The following is an 18,955-nucleotide window of genomic DNA, read 5'->3' as shown; positions in this document are numbered from 1 at the left end:
ATTTATATTGATAAGACGGCACGAAAAGCCGCGTAAATAAATGACAATATAAGTACACTAATAACAACGTCTATATCTGCAAAGCTATAACCTGTTCGCGTATATTTTGTCGAAATATAGTGTAATTTGTCACTAAAACGAATATAAATGCGAAGGTATAAAAAATAAGTGAAAACAGCGACGCTTGAGCCAAATATCATTCCAACAAATACGTCAGAAGGATAATGAACACCAAGATATGGACGTGTTAGGGATACCATAATGCTCCATGCTATCATCAAAATAGAAAAGATACGGTCACGTACCAATAAACAGAAGAATACTGCTATCACAAAGGCATTAGCAGTATGTGACGAGAAAAAACTATACCCATCAGCCATATAATGATTTACAGCCACAACAATTCCCTGTAAATTTGGATTATTGAGAGGGCGTGGTCGGGCAACAAGTGGCTTTACAATACCAAGATTTAAACCATTTACGATAAGAAGCCCCAATGCCACTGCTCCAATAACAAGTATTATCTTTTGCCACTTCTCATTATTCTTTATAACCAAATAAAGCAAAGACGCATAAAGAGGAATCCATGTAAAAGCATTGGTCACTGTAAGAACAAAATAATCAATAAAAAGGTTATCGCCTCCATTGAAAGCGAGTAAAATTGATTTATCAAGTTCTCTTAATACGTCTAAATTCATTGTTTGGATTCTATAAGAAACTTTCTGTCAGGTTGTCATTTATATAGCTTCAACATTTTCAGCCTTAATCCAGCCTTGACGACCATCACTCAACTTAATTTCTGTCCACTGGCTCATACTATTATCGGTAATTCTGACTTTAGAACCTTCATGAAGAATAAATGCCTCGGCAGACTTCTGATCAGGCGTCTTTCTTACAACGGCTGATGGTGTCATGATAATACCATGTGATTCTGAGTCTAACAAATAAACCTGTTGTATAGCAAAGAATGTGTTGACAATGAAAAGGAGGAAAAAGACAGGTAATACCACCTTTGACAACTTCCTAAGGAACTCAATGTCAACAAACAAGTACACAACAAGTGCTAAAAGCGAAATAAATAGACAAACAAGACTGAGAATTGCCCACATGTCAACACTAAGATAATTAACCAGTGCCTTATACCATGTTATAAAAAACATTTCTGGCTCTGGTGTCAAATTATCAATTGTCTTTGATTGTGCCAACTGAAGATTGAAACGAATATCCTCATCGCTTGGAGCAAGACGTTGTGCACGCTCATATGATAACACTGCATGTGGAATGTTATCAAGACGATAGTAGCTATTGCCAAGATTATAATATAAGGCAGCAGATTCGCCCTGCTTTAATAGCTTCTCATAACCTTTAACAGCTTGCATGTAATTTCCTTTTTGATATAGCTTGTCAATATCAGCCTTTGTTTGTGCTGACAGCTGCAAAGAGAAAATAGACATACATATGATAAGGAAGAAGAAGTTGAAAGTCTTCTTGCTTGAAGGCTTCAATTTCTTTACAGCCTCTTCCATATCTGCTATAGCTTTCATTGCTGCATCAAGTGTTCGTTTCATATTACCTTTCTCGTCACCAGGAGCATAGCGCTCATATTCACATTCGTCAATAGCAGAAATGTAGTTATCAATCACTTCGAATGGGACATTGATTTTACTAAACTGCTCTCTAATATTATCACGTGATAATGATTCTACAGGCAGGTTGAGCTTATCACTTGCATAACCCCATAATGTCTTCAAAACTTCATCATAAAAATCAAGATTCTTATTCTTCAACATTAAAAGTTCTGCCGCATGTAAACGACTGGAAGCAACACGATTGGCATTTTTTCCACGTTTTAATACCATATCTACACGATGCGCAAAGCGATCACGATAGTAGAATGATAATGCACCCCCTACTCCCAAGAGTAAAAGGAGAATTATATAGTATGTCACAGAACCAAAGAAGAAGTTGCCAACTTTATCAAGTGAGCTATCACCTACCTTCAATGGTAAAATATCCTCATTTGGTAAATCAACTGAAAGAATATCTTTTGAAGAGCCGTCACCTCTTGACACTTTTAACTCCATCGGTTCTGTCTGCAACGTTACATATTTCTTCTGCGCTAAGTCATAGTAACAGAACTTTACTGGAGGAATGGCAACAAGTCCTTCCTGATGAGGAATAACAACCTGATCATAAACCATGTTACCCTCTGCACCCTTTGTTGTCAACTGGGTCTTATCAGTTGTTTTAATATCAAATGACTCAAAGCCCTTAGGAATCTGAATGATAGGTTTCTTTATCAACTTCAGATTTCCTGCTCCACTAACAACAACACGAATCGTAATAGGATTACCAGCCTTTACCTCTTTCTTATTTAATTGTGCAGAAAGATTAAAATGACCAACACCACCAGAAAAATCTGTAGGACGATTAGGTAAAGGTAAAACCTTAACAGCTAATCCTGGTGCTACAATATCTTTCTTAAAGTTTGTGCTACCACCATCAATACCAAAGGCTTCAAATGGATTAAAGCCATTAGATTCTTGTATGATACCATGAAAAGTCAATGGTGGAACCTGTAAAGTTCCAGTCATTTGTGGATACATTACATATTGGCTCCATGTAACACAATTATATAAACGCTTAACTATACGCTCCTTATGGAAAGTTTTTTGTTGTGGCAAGTCAACTTCTTGTACATGAAAACCAACCAAGTCGGGCATCTTACCAATAAGTTGGCGTAAGTTTTTTGTTGTATAGACCTTGTATGTCAGTAAAACAGGCTCCTGTTCATAAACAGTAGTCTTATTAGCACTTACCTTGATAAACAAATCGTTAGTAGTAATCTTTGCTGCTGCAGCACGAGAATCTGTACGTGAATCATAATATCCACCACTTGTAGTACTATGAGAACCTGTAGTAGCTAAAATTTTTACTGGCGTTGATGCAAGTTCTTGATCATTCACAAAAATATGAGCAGGACCAATATTTACATTTCCCTTCTTAGTTGCTATAAAGACATATGTAAATGATACAGAAGATGAACTACTTGCATGCCCATCAATGAATTGATAATTTGATTGCGAAGAAGTTGCAGGACCAAACACTTTTTCAAGCCCACTTGATAATCTTCCCAATTGAAATCTACGAACATCTTGGGTATATACGACGTATTCAACCTGAAACTCCTCGCCTACTGTCACTTGTTTTGGTGCAGCCACCCGAACACGTTGTGCTTGTAAAACACAAACACTCATTAGTGACAGAAATAAAATTATATATCGTTTCATATCTTCAATATTACCAGTTTTTATCAAGTTTTTTATCAGAAGGTTGTCGCATAACCTTAGATAGACGCTCTTGAGTTTCTTTCTCTTGCTGTTTAACAGCATTGAGAAGTTGCTCAGCATTATCTTTGCTCATGCCTTGGTTGTCTTTCTGTTGTTTATTCTTCTGATTATTTTTTTGATTGTTATTATTTTGATTCTGATTTTGTGGTTTCTTCTTTTTCTTTTCTTTATCCTTATCAGATTTATTTTTATTTTTATCTGATGATTGCTGATTTTGTTGCTGTTTCAATTTACGTTTACATAACTCAAGGTTATAGCGAGCATTCTTATGATTTGGATTACTACGTAAAGCACTCTTATAAGCCTCTATAGCCTTTTCATAATTTTGCTCATCTTGAAGGATAGTACCAAGATTATTATAACTGCTTGAGAGACGGACTGGGTCTTTTTCTAACTTTGCAGCATTATCATACAACTTCTTTGCTTCCTCATTCTTTTTTTGTGCTTGTAGACATCGACCTAAATTATAATTAGCAATCGCATTGCTACCATCTTTATCAATGGCTTTATGATAAAGAATTTCCGCCTGTGCATAGTTTTTTGAAGAGAAAAACTTATTTCCCTCTCTTATGAGTTGATTAGCTGTTTGTGCATTACACCCGACAAACACTAACAACATACATATTATGATATAAAGTCGTTTTACCATACCTTTTACCAACGTCTTTTTCTTTCAAGTAATAAGACATCTATAATTAGCAGAATGACAACAATCAATGCTAATGCTTGAAATTGTTCATCAAAGTCGCTGTAAACAACATTGTTAATTTTACCTTTCTGCAATTTATTAAGTTCTCTGCCTAAGACAGCGTCAGCCATACTACTATTTGTAACATGCAGATAAACACCATGTCCTGCCGTTGCAATCTGTTTACACATTTCTTCGTTAAGACGAGTCTTCACAACTTCACCGTTAGATGCTTTCAATTCACTGCCATCAGGCATTGGAATTGTTGCGCCCTCTGTAGAGCCAACACCTAAAATAAAAACTCTTATCCCCTTGCTTTGTGCCTGTTTTGCCATTTCTTCAGCACCACCTTCGTTATCTTCACCATCCGTAATTAAGATAATAGCCTTTCCAACCTTAGAGTTAGGTGTAAAACTATTCATAGAAAGCTGAAGTGCTTTGCCAATATCTGTTCCTTGTGTACCAATTAAAGAAGGATTGATATTATCTAAAAACATTTTAGCTGAAACATAATCGCTTGTTATTGGCAGCTGAACAAAAGCATCACCAGCAAAGACAATCAAGCCAATTTTGTCTTCACTAAACTTATTCATCAAATTCTCAACCAGCAATTTGCTCTTCTCTAAACGTGAAGGAGCAACGTCTTCTGCCAGCATTGAATTACTAATATCAAGTGCAATTATGGTTTCTATGCCTTCACGCTCCTTGTTTGTAGCAATTCTACTTCCAACCTGAGGACGGGCAATAATAAGTATAAGGAGTAATAATACCAGTTCTACCAACACAAATTTAATCCAACCTCTTCTCTTACTTGTCATAGGAGAAAGCTGGTGTATAAGTGATGGATTCCCAAACTTCGCCAATCGTTGCTTATGCTTACGAATGGAGTACAAGTAGACAATTACTGATAAGGGTATCAGTAATAATAACCACAGATATATGGGATTATCAAATCTAAACATTCTTCAACTAATCTTGTTAAACAAGCAAATCTTATTTGTATCGCTAAGAGATAACATTATGGCAATCGTCTGAAGACTGTCCAACGAAGAATTAACTCAAAGCAGAAGAGTAATAAAGCCAACCAAGCAAAAGGCATATAAGCTTCATGTAGATGGTCATATGACTTAATATTCATTTTTGTCTTTTCGAGTTTATCAATATCTTGATAGATTTTTGATAACTCAGCCTGACTTTGTGCTCTATAGAATTCGCCATTCGTCAATACCGCAATATCTTGCAATGTCTTATAATCGATGGCCCCAATATCTTCCCCAGTCTCTCTACCTAAACCGATTGTATAAACTCTGATACCAAATTTCTTTGCTATGGTAGCAGCTGTCATTGGAGAAATAGAACCAACATTATTACTACCATCGGTTAACAGAATAACAACCTTACTCTTAGCCTTAGAATCTTTTAAGCGACTAACAGAGTTTGCTAATCCCAAACCGATAGCAGTGCCATCTTGCATTAATCCATTTGTAACTAAATCCGTACGAACATTATGAAGAAGATTCAACAAGGCTGCATGATCAAGCGTCATTGGGCACTGTGTAAAAGCTTCACCCGCAAAGATAGTAAGTCCTATATTGTCGCTTGGACGACTACTGATAAATTCAGAAGCAACTTCCTTTGCTACTTCCATACGATTGGGAAAAACATCTTCTGTTAACATACTTGCAGAAATGTCCATTGTCAGCATGATGTCAATACCCTCAGTATCTTTATTATCCCAAGCATTATAAGTTTGTGGACGTGCCAAAACGATAACTACTAATGCGTAAACTATACAACGCAAAGCCATAGGGAGATGAATCAATTTCACCTTCCAACTTTTCGGAGCATGCTGATAAGCGAATGTGTCGCTCATCCTCATGGTTGGTTCTTTACCTTTACCACGAAGGAAATACCATAATAAATATGGTATCAACAGAAGCACTAAAAGGAGATATCCACTATTGGCAAATTCCATTTCTATAATTCAATTTATAATTACATCAAAAGCGCGTAGGCTTCAAATGCAGCGTAAATAAGCAAAGCTACGGATGTCACTAATAGTAATCCAATAGCGAACTTTATTGTCTTACGTGAACGAGTATCGCTTATGTTTTCTTTTGGTTCTTCAATAACCTCTTTTGGTTCATCAACCTTTGTACTATCTATAAAATGAACAATACTATCAAAATAATATGTCATGTCATTCGCATCTGTTGAATATTTAGCGAATTTTACAAGGTCTGCTGTGTTGAATACTACTTTTAATTCAGAAACATCACAAACGTCCTTCATGCTTCCTAAGATCTCATGAGAAGTCATTTCCAATGCGTTGATATTGTAACGCTGTGAAATATATTTTCTGAGAACGTTTGTAACATCTGTATAATAATCCTTCTGTTCTGCATACAACATTTTATTTGCAGCTATCTCAGAAAGGTCTTGTTTTGCTTGCTCATAGTAGGATAGTGTACGTGTATTCTTTGGTGTCCTACCATTTTTCTTATGGCAAAGAATTCTATAAAGATAGAAAACAATGCAGATAAGTATAAGTGCAAGTACAAGTACTAAAATTACAGGAACCCATTCCCCCCATGAAAAAGGAACCTTTTGAATATCATCTGGTGGCATAGGAGTACTTTTCACTGTATCAATAGGAACAGCCTGAACATCCAAAGCAACATTACCTGTTGTCTTAGTCGCACCATCTACAATAACTTTCTGTGCAGGAATAGTATAACGCTTAGCATCCCATGCTGTAATGGTATATATTCGTCTAATTCTTACCTTACCATTTGCATTTGCTGTGTCAGACTTAGCACTAAGTACTTCAACATCTGATATTATCTCTTTTTTATTATTAAATTCTGGAAAAGAAATCTTCGTCCCTTTAGGTGCATATACAGTAATGAAATAGTGTGAACGTCCACCTATCAATATTTTGGTAGAATCCACACTTGCCGTTACCTGTACTTGTGCATGGCTTACAACTGCTAGGATAAGCAATATAAATATAACAATATATTTTCTCATCGGTTCCTCTTTGAAAACAATGTCATCAACATTTTTACATAGTCGTCATCCGTTGCAATAGCCACACTATCAACATGACTCTGAGTTAACATCTCATGTAATCGTATCTCACGCTCCTCCCAATATTTATTATGTACTTTTCGTAAACGAGCATCATGTGTATCAATATACATCTCATGCCCTGTCTCCGCATCAACAACCTTCATTAAACCCACATCAGGCATTTCTTTTGCTCGAGGGTCATAAACTTGGATGGCAACAACATCATGCTTTTTGTTAGCTATTCGTAGTTCTTGACTGAAATCCTTCCGAGTATAAAAATCACTGATTACAAAGGCTGTACAACGACGCTTCATTACCTTGTTAAGGTATTCAAGACTTATGCCGACATCTGTCCTCTTACTATTCGGAGTAAAAGTAAGCATCTCTCGAATAAGATAGAGGATATGCTTACGTCCTTTCTTTGGAGCAATATATTTCTCAATATGATCTGAAAAAAATATAACACCAATCTTATCATTATTTTGAATGGCAGAGAATGCTAATGTAGCGGCTATCTCCGTAGCACACTCACGTTTTAACTGCCCAGAAGTACCAAAATCAAGCGAGCCACTGACATCTATTAGCAGCATCACTGTCAACTCACGTTCTTCTTCAAAAACCTTAACGTATGGACGATGAAAACGTCCTGTCACATTCCAATCTATATCTCTTACATCATCACCATACTGATACTCGCGTACTTCAGAAAAGGCCATACCACGCCCTTTGAAGGCAGAATGATACTGCCCTGCAAAGATATTCTGGCTCAGTCCTAAGGTCTTGATTTCAATCTTTCGGACTTTCTTAAGTAATTCAGTAGTATCCATAGAAAATGATAATAATGCTTCTTAAACTCTTCTAAGAATATAATTGAAGATTAAGGCACCTGTACTTTGTTGATAATCTCGCTAATAATCTTCTCTGTTGTAAGATCAGCTGCTTCTGCTTCGTAAGACAAACCAATTCTATGACGCAAAACATCATGTGCAACTGCGCGTACATCTTCAGGGACAACATAACCACGATGCTTGATGAAAGCATAGGCACGACTTGCTTTTGCAAGATTGATACTTGCACGTGGACTTCCACCAAATGTTATCATTTGCTTCAATTCTGGCAATTGATAGCGCTCTGGATAACGTGTAGCGAAAACGATATCAGCAATATACTGCATGATTTTATCATCGATATATACATCCTTAACCACACGACGTGCCTCAAGAATCTCATTCGCTGTAATAACAGGATGTACAACAGGCATACTCTCTTGAAGATTCTCACGAATAACAAGTTTCTCTTCCTCTAATGTAGGATAATCGATAACAACCTTCAACATGAATCGGTCTACCTGTGCTTCAGGAAGCATATAAGTACCCTCCTGCTCTATCGGATTCTGAGTAGCCAATACAAGGAAAGGGTCTGGAAGTGTAAAAGTAGAGTCACCAATTGTTACTTGATGCTCCTGCATAGCCTCTAACAATGCACTCTGAACCTTTGCTGGAGCACGATTGATTTCATCAGCAAGTACAAAATTAGCAAATACAGGACCTTTCTTTACGTGAAAGGCTTCATCCTTCTGAGAATAAATCTGTGTACCAATAACGTCAGCTGGCAAAAGGTCTGGAGTAAACTGAATACGACTATAACGTGCATCAACAAGCTGTGATAGAGTCTTGATAGCAAGGGTCTTTGCCAAACCAGGCACACCCTCAAGAAGAATATGACCATCACTGAGTAACGAAATAAGTAGTGAGTCTATCAGATGTCTTTGACCAACGATAACCTGATTCATACCCGTTGTAAGGTTGGTTACAAATGAACTCTGACTTTCTATTCGCTCGTTCAACTCTCTAATATCAATAGATTCTGCCATTATCTTACAAATTATTATTGTACTATTATATACTTATTCTATTAGTCGCAAAAGTACAACATAAATGCGGATGAAGCGAAGAATAGTGTCTAAATTATATTAAAAAAGTCCTTAAAACTTCTTTTAAGGACTTTTTTCTACAAGATTACAGCTGTATAAAACAAATGCTGCTTTATTATATTGAAAATACTTACTTTCTATACTCTGGTCTTAATTCAACCTTTGGAACTTTCATAGTGTCACCAGCTTGCATTGTCTTACGACCATTAAGAACTTGAAAATACCCAACCATATCAGCACCAAGTGTCTTTCGGCTATACTTCTCCATAGTCTCACCTTTCTTCAACACAACAATGCGATCAATGCCTATAATATTATAAGCACCATAACGGATACGAGGGTCACTATTTAAAGCCATAAAAGAATCAACTTTAGCTGTCTCTTCCTTTTCAGGTGTTTTATGAACTTTAGTTACAGATGTTGTATCTGCAGAAACAGTCTTTGTGCCAAGGGAAGAATGATCATCAGAAGAATTTACTTGCTCTGCTACTTCTTTCGTCTTCTTCTCTGAGTTTGTGCTACTCATTCGTGCCCAAAGAAATATACCAAGACATATGATTACAATAAATGCAACCAATGCAACTTTCTTTAGTGTACCATTCTCTGAACTTTCTACATCAGTGTCTTCGGCTTCAGTAATATGAGTTGGGGCAGAACTATTTGGTAATTCTGTATTCTCAATATTATTCTCATTTGAAGACTCTTCTCGCTCTTCTGATGTATTAGGAACAGATTGTACAGACTTAACCTCAACCTCTATAGTTTCCTCCTCACTCTTTGGTTCAACTATAGCGTCAACCTTTGATTCAACTATTGAGTCGACCTTAGCATCTGCCTCTATAGCAACCTCCTGTTTTTCCTCTTTATTTTCTTCAAGTTCAGAAAGCTTTTCTTCTGAATTAGAGATAGCCTCATTCTCTTCTGAAGTAGGCTCTTCTATAACATCAACAGGTAAGTTCTTTTCATTGAGATTATCTTCTGCCTCTATTACCGCATCCTCTTTTACAGAACTACTATTATTAGTTTCTTCCTTTGTATCTTCAACCTCAGTTCTTTCCTCCTCAGCAACTGGTTTTTCTTCAGAAGTATTTTTTGTTGTGGTTTCATCAACAAATTCTGATTTTACCTCATCAGAACTATCTTCAGCAGGAATACGTTCTAATTCCTCTGTATCAACCCCATCATTGATAACAACAGTCTCAAATTGTGAGAAAGGTTTGTTCACAAGTTCCTTCATCACTGTATCTGGAGTGAAACTGATCTTGTCATGACCTTCAATAAGTACACGTTCGCCAGTATTAACATTAACACTCTCACGTGGTTTAACAGCTTGAACCTTAAAGGTTCCAAGTCCTTTAATCTTTACTTGATTACCGTTTTTTAATTCAGAACTTATAATGTCAAAAAAGGCATCAACAAAAGCTGCCGCATCAGCAGCCGACAGATTATGCTGTTTAGCCAATGCACTTGTAATTAATTGTATTGCAGTCTTAGCCATTGTCTTGTCCTCCCTTTCTTACATGTCCTTTGATTGTTGCAGCAGGTTTGAAGTTAAGAACCAACTTTGGAGGAACCAGCATACGCAAACCTGTTGAAGGATTAACCATAACACGTTCCAAACGCTTTTTAACTTCAAACGTTCCGAAACCAATAACTGGCACAGGATCGCCTGTTTCAAAGGACTTACCCATCATGTCTACAACAGTTTTCACCATCTTCTGGCTTTCATCCTGTGTATATCCAGTTCTTGCTGCTAATGCTGCAATGAATTCTTTATTATTCATTCTGTTTTCTCCTTTTTATTCAAAAATTCAGAATCTATAATCAAATTAATTCTTAGTTTATAAATTCAAAATTATGAACTACAAACTATTACTTAACTACCTCTCCAAAAAGGTCAAACTCATCGGAGTCTGTGATGCATACATCATAGAATTTACCGATACGTAAAGGCTTCTCTGCTGATGATATCAAGACTTCAGGGTCCACCTCTGGTGAACAAAATTCTGTACGACCAACATAGTATTCTCCTTCCTTACGGTCAATAATAACTTTAAAGGTTTTACCTACCTTCTCTGCTTCTAATTCTTCTGATATCCCTTGTTGAATAACCATTAGTTCATCGAGGCGAGCCTGTTTAACATCCTCTGGAACATCATCTTTATAATGATTTGCACTATAGGTACCTTCTTCTTCTGAATAAGAGAAGGCTCCCATACGCTCAAAGCGAGCATTAGTAACAAACTCCTTTAATTCCTCAAAATCTTCATCAGTCTCACCAGGGAAACCAACAAGAAGTGTTGTACGAAGATGAATACCAGGTACACGACGACGTATCTCTGTAATTAAATCAAGTGTTTCCTGCTTACTCACATGACGGCGCATACGGTCGAGCATATGGTCCGAAATATGTTGGAAGGCTATATCCAAATATTTACACAGATTTGGTTTTTCTGCGATTACATCGAGAAGGTCAAGTGGGAACTGATTAGGGTAAGCATAATGGAGGCGAATCCACTCTACTCCTTCTATATCAGCCATTCGTGATATAAGTTCAGTAATATGATGTTTACCATCAAGGTCTACACCATAGTAGGTCAGTTCCTGCTCAATAATCTGAAACTCCTTCACTCCTTGAGCAACAAGCCCTCTTACCTCATCCAAAACTTCTTCAACAGGACGTGAATGATGACGCCCCGTAATCAATGGAATGGCACAATAAGCACAATGACGATCACAACCCTCGGCAATCTTTACATAAGCATAATGGCGTGGAGTGGTAAGATGCCTAACACCATTACATGCAGGAACATCTGCCTTACCAAGATCTGTCAGCAACTGTTTATAATTGAACTTACCATAGAACTTATCTACCTCTGGAAGTTCTGCTTCAAGTTCGTCTTTGTATCGTTGTGACAGACAGCCCATTACATAGAGCTTATTAAGCTGTCCATTCTTCTTTCTATTGATAAATTCAAGAATCGTATTGATACTTTCTTCTTTTGCAGCTTCGATGAATCCGCATGTATTGATAACGGCAATCTCACCCTGTGGACGCTTTGAGTCATGTGTACAATGAAAGCCGTTTTCTTCAAATTGCTTCATGATTAGCTCTGAATCTACAAGATTCTTTGAGCAGCCCATGGTAACAATATCTATCTGATTTTTCTTCATTCGTTCTTTGTTTGGTGATAGGTGTTGAATGTTGGGTGTTAATGAATTGCATAAATGGGATGCAATATCACTTCATCAACACCCAACATTCACCACCTAACATTCAACACCCAACACCCTATTTAAATAGGCTATCAACAAACTGCACCTTATCAAAAAGCTGCAAGTCTTCCATGCCTTCACCTAATCCAATATACTTAACAGGAACCTTCAATTGGTCGCTAATACCTATCACGACTCCACCCTTAGCGGTTCCATCGAGTTTTGTAATAGCCAAAGATGTAATCTGTGTTACAGCAGCAAACTGACGTGCCTGTTCAAAGGCATTCTGTCCAGTACTTCCATCAAGTACAAGCAGTACTTCGTGTGGAGCCTCAGGAACAACCTTCTTCATGACATCCTTAATCTTCTTCAACTCGTTCATCAAGCCTACTTTATTGTGCAAACGACCTGCCGTGTCAATAATCACTACATCCGCACCATTTGCTTTGGCACTTTGCAGTGTATCAAAAGCAACACTTGCAGGGTCTGCTCCCATCTGCTGTTTCACTACAGGAACACCAACACGGTCGCCCCAAATTTGAATCTGCTCAACAGCAGCAGCGCGGAAGGTATCAGCTGCACCGAGATAAACTTTCTTACCAGCCTGCTTAAACTGCCAAGCAAGTTTACCTATGGTTGTAGTCTTACCTACACCATTTACTCCGACAACAAGTATAACGTATGGATGTGTATCTTCTGGTAACGTCCATTCACCATTGTCTCCTGTATTATTTTCAGTGAGTAATGCCGTTATCTCACTTTTAAGAATACTATTAAGCTCGCTTGTTGAAACATACTTATCGCGGGCAACGCGTTCTTCAATGCGTCGGATAATCTTAATAGTTGTATCTACACCTACATCAGACGTTACAAGAATCTCTTCAAGGTCGTCTAAGACCTCATCATCTACTTTTGACTTTCCTGCCACTGCACGTGTCAGTTTTGAGAAAACATTTTCTTTTGTTTTCTCAAGTCCTTTGTCAAGTGTTTCTTTTTTCTTCTTACCGAATAAACCGAATAATCCCATATAATTAGCTAATTTGTTGCAAAGATAATAAAAAGTTGACGAAAAAGCAAATTTGCTTTACAACACAATGAAAATTAGTATTATCCAAGAAATATTTACGCTATAATTTACGTGTTTAAGCCTAAGTGTATTCTTTTTTATGATATGATTGAATAGTAGAATTTGCTTTTTAATAGAAATAATATAACTCATCACACATCGTGTTAAGCCTCCGCACCAGTCGTGCTAAGGCTTCGCACCATTGGTGCGGAGGCTTAAAAAAATACTTTATAATACAAAGAAAAACTACATTTGTTTGTGATTAGAAGTGTCATTTACTATTAAAACCGGGCTATATAGTATAACATCAATCGAAACATGAGTTTTATCAGATTACAGTAAACGCAAGTAAGCATTCCTTATGCGCTAAGAAATGCTTACTAACAACGTTACTAACGAGTTTATGAGAACTTATTAAGTATCTTTAATTAAATCAATATATAAAGCACTAATATTCAAATATGTATCAATAAATAATTAAAGTAAATTATCTATGCTTATGCTTTACATACCAGCTATGAATAAAAGTATCATACAGAATCAGTGAGACTGCCAAAATTCCAAGTCCAATCCATAAAATAAGAGGTAAGTCAAGATTAAAAACTCCATAAGAAAGGACCAAACCTACACCGATACCTGTTTCCCAAGCAAGTAAAAACGTACTCTGACTCGTTCCACGTTGACAATGATCCGACATCTTTATAAAAAAGAGTAAGAATCTACTTCCTATCAATCCTACACCCAAACCAATAAGGATTGGTACGATATAGCTAACACTTTCTTGATTTCGAGTAATCATCAGTAGAATCGCAATACCAATAACAATCATTCCTGTTGTGGCTTCGCTGCGAAGATCAGCATCTGCAAAGACAAATCTTTCAGCAAGAATTGCTATAATAAAGCCTACCATCAGCATTCCATAAAAACGAGGACTGTGTTCTATACTTAAAAGAAGTCCAACAACAGATGTGATAAGAGTCACGTTGACAAAAAGCCAATGACTACCTTTCAATAGAAAACGATCGCAAGAAAAGCGAGAGAAATCCTCACTTGGCATACGAAATGGGAATCTTATTAAGTTGACAAAGATAAAAGAAACAGCCAAGCAGATACAAGACAAGAGGAGTACCGAAGCAAAATTCATCGTTTGGTATACCATGATTCCAGCTAAAGGACCAAATGAGAGCGCAAAACGTCCAAACCATGTTGCGGCATGATTTGCTTCTGTTCGGTGTACAGCTTCTACAGTATCAATAATGAGTGTACTAAGAAGGACGAGTTGAGAAAGGCCATAGAAAGCACCTTGTATGAAACGAAGTCCTACAAGTAGCGTATAATCAAAAGAGTTATAAGGTAAATTACTTAGATAATAAAGTACACCTGTAACTGCCAATAGTAATAATGTTGAAACATTAAATACATTTTTGCGACGATAGCGCTGAACAAGATAGCCAGAAAGACTACCAAAGAGATATATTCCAATAAAGAACACACCCATTACCAAAGCTATCTGTAACATAGAATATCCTCTAACTTCCATACGCAAAGGTATGGTAGCAACGAGCATATAAGACGACATGACTAACAAGAGATTAGCCATTGCCAATAACCAAAAATGCTTATTCCACAAACGAACGTGAACAGGTATGTTTTGAGTATCCATAAATCATTATTATCCAGAAATTAATCATTATGTGAGTTAGACGCTGAAATATGTAATGTATTTTGTTAGAGAAAGATGAATATATCAATCTCTTTTTAGCTTTTAAATACATATTTCCATTAATCAATCCAACATCATTTTGAATCGTAATTTATAAATTCTTACCTATAAACGAATATTAATATGACTCAGATTCTGAAGGAAAGCTCGTATCCTTCACACATTTAATATATTCTTGTACACCCTCTGTCATACATTTGTTGACATTAGCGAAATGACGGAGGAACTTAGGCTTGAAGCCCTGTGTCATACCAAGAGCATCTGCATAAACAAGTACCTGACCATCTGTGCCATTACCAGCCCCGATACCTATTGTTGCTGCTTTCACCATAGAAGTAACCTTTGTGGCTAAAGAAGCAGGAACTTTCTCAAGTGTGATAGCACTGACACCTGCTGCATCAAGCGCAAGTGCATCTTCTATAAGTTTTTCAGCTTCTGCGTCGTCTTTGGCACGTAGTCCATATCCACCAAACTTATGAATACTTTGCGGAGTAAGACCAAGATGTCCAATAACAGGAATACCAGCATCAACTATTCCTTTAACAGTATCAGCAATCTCCTTACCACCTTCCATTTTGAGTGCACCTGCACCAGTTTCTTTTATAATACGAATAGCATTGCGAATACCATCTTCACGACTTATCTGATAAGAACCGAATGGCATATCACAAACAACAAGACAACGTTGACAAGCACGTACAACAGAACGTGCATGATAAATCATCTGTTCAACAGTAATAGGAGTTGTATCTTGATTACCTGCCATCACATTCGATGCAGAATCACCAACAAGAATACTGTCGATTCCTGCGGCATCAATAATTCCTGCTGTCGTAAAGTCATAGGCAGTCATTTGAGTAATCTTCTCCCCCGCTGCCTTCATTTCTAATAATGTTTTTGCAGTAACTTTCTTCTTATCTGTTGTTAAATATCCCATAATCACTTTTATAATCCAATAGCTCAATACTTTCCATTATATGCTTTATAAGCAAACATTATTTTGAACATTGACTTTTGTTTCGGGCTGCAAAGTTACTCCTTTTTAATGGTCTGACAAAGTAAAACCATCATAATTACTAATAACCTCCTTTGTATAAGGTTCTATTTCAGCCACAGGATTAGTCGTAGCAAGACCTATTACACGTGCTCCTGACGCAATTCCCGAACGCAATCCATTAAAGCTATCTTCAAAGACAATGCATTCTTTAGGTGATAGACCGAAACGAGCAGCAGCCTTAAAGTAACAATCAGGTGATGGTTTACTCTCTTCAAAGTCTTCAGAGGTTAGAATCTCGTCAAAGTATCCCTTAAATTCTGGATGCTTATTATAAACATTCTGCATCTTCTCAAGGTTAGAACTTGTGACAACAGCAGTCTTTATACCTTTACTTCTAACATCTTTTACAAAGTCCTCGAAGCCAGTAATATAATTAAAAGACATATTCTGTTCGTATTCATAGAGAAGTGCAGTAATCTCCTCTTGCTTTTCTTCTTCTCCTGTAAAATACTTATCGTATATCTGAGCAAGTGTCTGTCCTTTAATAATATGCTCAAAATTATCAATATTAGGACGAAGTCTTTTATCCAAATTTCGCCAAAACAAGGTGTAAAAAGGCTCTGTATCGAACACAACTCCATCCAAATCAAACAAACAAGCTTTTACCATTTTCCTCATTTATTATTATATATTATAATGCAAAGTTACAAAAACTTTTCGTAACTTTGTAGCCTATATATGACAAAGAAGTTATTTACAATATTTGCTTTTTCCACAATGCTAATATTCATTATGAGCAGTTGTGGACACAAGTCATCAGCACCAAAGAAGTTGGATATCCCAACAGCTGTCGTTTCTGTAGACACTGTAGCTCGTCTTTCAGATGCAATACAATGTCATGTGCATGTAGATTTCACTTACTTGAAAGAGAGTAAATACGCAGCTGTCAATGATTCTTTGCTAAGAATGGGGCTTTTACAACCAGACTATTTCGCTATCAATAACGATAAACTCACTCCTAAGACTGCTATTCCGTCCTTTGTAAGGCTGTATATAAAGCAGTATATGGAAATAGCACAGCTTATTCGTCAGAAAGAAAAAGATAAAAGTCAACTCATTGGCGAGCTAACTATCAAGACAGAATTAAGAGCTGCTGCGGACAAATATATTACCGCCTTATCACACATTGCCATTAACAATGGCAACGGTCAGCTTACAAAGTATACGATTGTACGTAATTTTAATCCCCAGAACGGTAAACTTATCACACTTCAAGACCAATTTGGTAAGGATTATAAAGAGACACTAACAAAGGAAATCATTAAACGTATAGCAGAGAAAGAAGACCTTGAGAAAGATGATATAGCAGGATTACAAGCAAAGGGATATTTCATTGGTATAGCTCCCTACCCTGCAGAAAACTTCATTCTTACAGATGATTCAACTGTATTCATCTATACCCCAGGTGAGATTAGTCAGAAAGAAGTTAGAGTTACTATCGACAACTAACATTATCTATGGCTTTATTTTTATACCGCTAAACCTCATACAAAAAGATTATGATTGAAATTATAAAGAAATACTTTCCTCAACTTACTCCAAAACAGGAAGAACAATTTGCAGCGCTCGATGCACTATACCACGATTGGAATGCAAAAATTAATGTCATTTCACGTAAAGATATTGATAATCTTTATGAGCATCATATTCTTCATTCATTAGCTATCGCAAAATGTATAAACTTCCGTGAAGGTACAAATATCCTTGACTTTGGTACTGGTGGAGGCTTTCCTGGTATTCCTCTTGCTATCTTCTTTCCTGATGCCAACTTTAAACTCATTGACGGTACAGGTAAGAAAGTAAGAGTTGCACAGGAAGTTGCTGATGCAATTGGTCTTGAAAATGTCCTCCCTTCTCACTTACGTGGAGAAGAAGAGAAAGGAAAGTTTGACTTCATTGTATCACGTGCAGTGATGCCACTACCTGATTTGATGAAGATTGTCAAGAAGAATATTGCATCAGACCAACATAATGTTTTACCAAATGGTGTCATTGTTTTAAAAGGTGGAAACCTTGATGAAGAGCTGAAACCATACAAAAACATTGCTGAGAAAACTGAACTTTCACAATGGTTTGATGAAGAATGGTTTAAGGAGAAATATCTTATTTACGTACCAGGATAATCCTTTTCTTTACGATTATATAATATAATTCTTCTCCATTATCAACCATTTACACTCAAATATCACTTATGCTTAAAATCCAAACTTTCGAGGTTAATCCTCTTCAGGAGAACTGCTACGTTGTCAGTGACGAAACTAAGGAATGTGTTATTATTGATTGTGGCGCACTTACAGAAAGCGAACAGAACTCTATCATTGATTATATAAAAGGGGATGGACTAACACCTGTCCACAATCTTGGTACCCATGGTCATCTTGATCATCACTTTGGTGATGCTGCCATTCTTGCTACCTTCAACCTCCAACCAGAGGTTTCTGAAGGCGATAGTGTATTTATGAATAATCCAAAGCAGGCAGCTACACAGATGCTTGGAATGCAACTGAACTATGACTTGCCTGCTGGTGATTTAAAACTAACAGACAAGCAAATTATATCATTCGGTTCACACACCTTTAAGGTTATGCATACTCCTGGACATTCTGGCGGTTCAGTATGTTTTTATTGTGCAGAAGAGAATGTCATCTTTACTGGTGATACCTTGTTTAAAGGAAGTATTGGTAGAACAGATTTCCCTGGAGGTAGTATGTTTCAGATTATTAGTAGTCTTCGAGAACTTGCACAACTTCCCGACACTACTATTGTTTATCCTGGGCATGGACCACAGACATCTATCGGTTTCGAGCTATCTCATAACCCTTATATGGACCGATAAACACAAGTAAAATA

Annotated in this window: 18 protein-coding genes; 3 read left to right on the top strand and 15 right to left on the bottom strand. The window is 36.9% G+C overall.

The features are described from left to right. Window positions 1-2: 2 nt before the first annotated feature. The 15 genes from J4861_RS03740 to J4861_RS03670 all read right to left on the bottom strand — a co-directional run bounded on the left by J4861_RS03740 (window position 3) and on the right by J4861_RS03670 (window position 16,714). A complete protein-coding gene (locus tag J4861_RS03740) occupies window positions 3-698 on the bottom strand; it encodes a phosphatase PAP2 family protein (protein WP_211815858.1) in 696 nt (231 codons plus the stop codon). Between the two features lie 39 nt (window positions 699-737). Continuing rightward, window positions 738-3,290 (bottom strand): BatD family protein, encoded by a 2,553-nt coding sequence (locus J4861_RS03735; protein WP_211815857.1) that lies wholly within the window; start codon window positions 3,288-3,290, stop codon window positions 738-740. Window positions 3,291-3,300: 10 nt separating this feature from the next. Beyond that, a complete protein-coding gene (locus J4861_RS03730) occupies window positions 3,301-3,999 on the bottom strand; it encodes a tetratricopeptide repeat protein (protein ID WP_249110733.1) in 699 nt (232 codons plus the stop codon). 5 nt (window positions 4,000-4,004) lie between these two features. Then, window positions 4,005-5,000 (bottom strand): VWA domain-containing protein, encoded by a 996-nt coding sequence (locus J4861_RS03725; protein ID WP_211815856.1) that lies wholly within the window; start codon window positions 4,998-5,000, stop codon window positions 4,005-4,007. A gap of 56 nt (window positions 5,001-5,056) precedes the next feature. Next, window positions 5,057-6,013 (bottom strand): vWA domain-containing protein, encoded by a 957-nt coding sequence (locus J4861_RS03720; RefSeq protein WP_211815855.1) that lies wholly within the window; start codon window positions 6,011-6,013, stop codon window positions 5,057-5,059. Between the two features lie 20 nt (window positions 6,014-6,033). Continuing rightward, window positions 6,034-7,068, bottom strand: a complete 1,035-nt coding sequence (locus J4861_RS03715; protein ID WP_211815854.1) for a DUF4381 domain-containing protein — start codon at window positions 7,066-7,068, stop codon at window positions 6,034-6,036. Beyond that, window positions 7,065-7,937: a DUF58 domain-containing protein gene (locus J4861_RS03710; protein WP_211815853.1), complete on the bottom strand. Its 873-nt coding sequence runs from the start codon at window positions 7,935-7,937 to the stop codon at window positions 7,065-7,067. Before J4861_RS03710 ends, J4861_RS03715 begins: the two co-directional genes overlap by 4 nt. Window positions 7,938-7,987: 50 nt before the next feature. Beyond that, window positions 7,988-8,983, bottom strand: coding sequence for an AAA family ATPase (locus tag J4861_RS03705; protein ID WP_211815852.1), 996 nt, complete (start codon window positions 8,981-8,983; stop codon window positions 7,988-7,990). A 190-nt stretch (window positions 8,984-9,173) separates the two neighbouring features. Then, window positions 9,174-10,541 carry an HU family DNA-binding protein gene (locus tag J4861_RS03700; protein ID WP_211815851.1) on the bottom strand — a complete coding sequence of 456 codons (1,368 nt, stop codon included), beginning with the start codon at window positions 10,539-10,541 and terminating at the stop codon, window positions 9,174-9,176. After that, the gene (locus J4861_RS03695; protein ID WP_004359441.1) at window positions 10,534-10,827 is read right to left on the bottom strand and encodes an HU family DNA-binding protein; all 294 of its coding nucleotides are present in this window, start codon (window positions 10,825-10,827) and stop codon (window positions 10,534-10,536) included. The genes J4861_RS03700 and J4861_RS03695 overlap by 8 nt, the downstream gene beginning before the upstream one ends. Before the next feature lie 88 nt (window positions 10,828-10,915). Further along, window positions 10,916-12,217 carry a 30S ribosomal protein S12 methylthiotransferase RimO gene (gene rimO / locus J4861_RS03690; protein ID WP_211815850.1) on the bottom strand — a complete coding sequence of 434 codons (1,302 nt, stop codon included), beginning with the start codon at window positions 12,215-12,217 and terminating at the stop codon, window positions 10,916-10,918. Window positions 12,218-12,335: 118 nt separating this feature from the next. Beyond that, window positions 12,336-13,286: a signal recognition particle-docking protein FtsY gene (gene ftsY / locus J4861_RS03685; RefSeq protein WP_211815849.1), complete on the bottom strand. Its 951-nt coding sequence runs from the start codon at window positions 13,284-13,286 to the stop codon at window positions 12,336-12,338. A gap of 526 nt (window positions 13,287-13,812) precedes the next feature. Beyond that, a complete protein-coding gene (locus tag J4861_RS03680) occupies window positions 13,813-14,988 on the bottom strand; it encodes an MFS transporter (RefSeq protein ID WP_211815848.1) in 1,176 nt (391 codons plus the stop codon). A 178-nt stretch (window positions 14,989-15,166) separates the two neighbouring features. After that, entirely contained in the window at window positions 15,167-15,985 is an 819-nt protein-coding gene (gene panB / locus J4861_RS03675) for a 3-methyl-2-oxobutanoate hydroxymethyltransferase (RefSeq protein ID WP_211812684.1), read from the bottom strand. A gap of 105 nt (window positions 15,986-16,090) precedes the next feature. Beyond that, window positions 16,091-16,714 carry an HAD family hydrolase gene (locus J4861_RS03670; protein WP_211816637.1) on the bottom strand — a complete coding sequence of 208 codons (624 nt, stop codon included), beginning with the start codon at window positions 16,712-16,714 and terminating at the stop codon, window positions 16,091-16,093. Window positions 16,715-16,783: 69 nt separating this feature from the next. Here J4861_RS03670 and J4861_RS03665 point away from each other — a divergent pair, with 69 nt between their 5' ends. The 3 genes from J4861_RS03665 (at window position 16,784) to J4861_RS03655 (ending at window position 18,941) form a co-directional block, all read left to right on the top strand. Next, on the top strand, window positions 16,784-17,554 hold the full coding sequence (locus J4861_RS03665) for an RsiV family protein (RefSeq protein WP_211815847.1): 771 nt from the start codon (window positions 16,784-16,786) through the stop codon (window positions 17,552-17,554). Between the two features lie 50 nt (window positions 17,555-17,604). Continuing rightward, complete coding sequence (gene rsmG, locus J4861_RS03660) at window positions 17,605-18,228, top strand: 16S rRNA (guanine(527)-N(7))-methyltransferase RsmG (RefSeq protein WP_211815846.1); 624 nt, start codon at window positions 17,605-17,607, stop codon at window positions 18,226-18,228. 68 nt (window positions 18,229-18,296) lie between these two features. After that, window positions 18,297-18,941, top strand: a complete 645-nt coding sequence (locus J4861_RS03655; protein WP_211815845.1) for an MBL fold metallo-hydrolase — start codon at window positions 18,297-18,299, stop codon at window positions 18,939-18,941. Window positions 18,942-18,955: the final 14 nt, after the last annotated feature.

The organism is Prevotella melaninogenica (assembly GCF_018127925.1).
Taxonomy (GTDB): domain Bacteria; phylum Bacteroidota; class Bacteroidia; order Bacteroidales; family Bacteroidaceae; genus Prevotella; species Prevotella melaninogenica_C.
This window is presented reverse-complemented; position numbering and strand designations above follow the sequence as displayed.

Coding starts and splice junctions, on each gene's coding strand:
- J4861_RS03705 (WP_211815852.1), bottom strand. CDS start 8,983: ATGGCAGAATCTATTGATATTAGAGAGTTGAACGAGCGAATAGAAAGT.
- J4861_RS03670 (WP_211816637.1), bottom strand. CDS start 16,714: ATGGTAAAAGCTTGTTTGTTTGATTTGGATGGAGTTGTGTTCGATACA.
- ftsY (WP_211815849.1), bottom strand. CDS start 13,286: ATGGGATTATTCGGTTTATTCGGTAAGAAGAAAAAAGAAACACTTGAC.
- J4861_RS03730 (WP_249110733.1), bottom strand. CDS start 3,999: ATGGTAAAACGACTTTATATCATAATATGTATGTTGTTAGTGTTTGTC.
- J4861_RS03680 (WP_211815848.1), bottom strand. CDS start 14,988: ATGGATACTCAAAACATACCTGTTCACGTTCGTTTGTGGAATAAGCAT.
- J4861_RS03735 (WP_211815857.1), bottom strand. CDS start 3,290: ATGAAACGATATATAATTTTATTTCTGTCACTAATGAGTGTTTGTGTT.
- J4861_RS03665 (WP_211815847.1), top strand. CDS start 16,784: ATGACAAAGAAGTTATTTACAATATTTGCTTTTTCCACAATGCTAATA.
- J4861_RS03700 (WP_211815851.1), bottom strand. CDS start 10,541: ATGGCTAAGACTGCAATACAATTAATTACAAGTGCATTGGCTAAACAG.
- J4861_RS03715 (WP_211815854.1), bottom strand. CDS start 7,068: ATGAGAAAATATATTGTTATATTTATATTGCTTATCCTAGCAGTTGTA.
- J4861_RS03720 (WP_211815855.1), bottom strand. CDS start 6,013: ATGGAATTTGCCAATAGTGGATATCTCCTTTTAGTGCTTCTGTTGATA.
- panB (WP_211812684.1), bottom strand. CDS start 15,985: ATGGGATATTTAACAACAGATAAGAAGAAAGTTACTGCAAAAACATTA.
- rsmG (WP_211815846.1), top strand. CDS start 17,605: ATGATTGAAATTATAAAGAAATACTTTCCTCAACTTACTCCAAAACAG.
- J4861_RS03710 (WP_211815853.1), bottom strand. CDS start 7,937: ATGGATACTACTGAATTACTTAAGAAAGTCCGAAAGATTGAAATCAAG.
- J4861_RS03655 (WP_211815845.1), top strand. CDS start 18,297: ATGCTTAAAATCCAAACTTTCGAGGTTAATCCTCTTCAGGAGAACTGC.
- J4861_RS03725 (WP_211815856.1), bottom strand. CDS start 5,000: ATGTTTAGATTTGATAATCCCATATATCTGTGGTTATTATTACTGATA.
- rimO (WP_211815850.1), bottom strand. CDS start 12,217: ATGAAGAAAAATCAGATAGATATTGTTACCATGGGCTGCTCAAAGAAT.
- J4861_RS03740 (WP_211815858.1), bottom strand. CDS start 698: ATGAATTTAGACGTATTAAGAGAACTTGATAAATCAATTTTACTCGCT.
- J4861_RS03695 (WP_004359441.1), bottom strand. CDS start 10,827: ATGAATAATAAAGAATTCATTGCAGCATTAGCAGCAAGAACTGGATAT.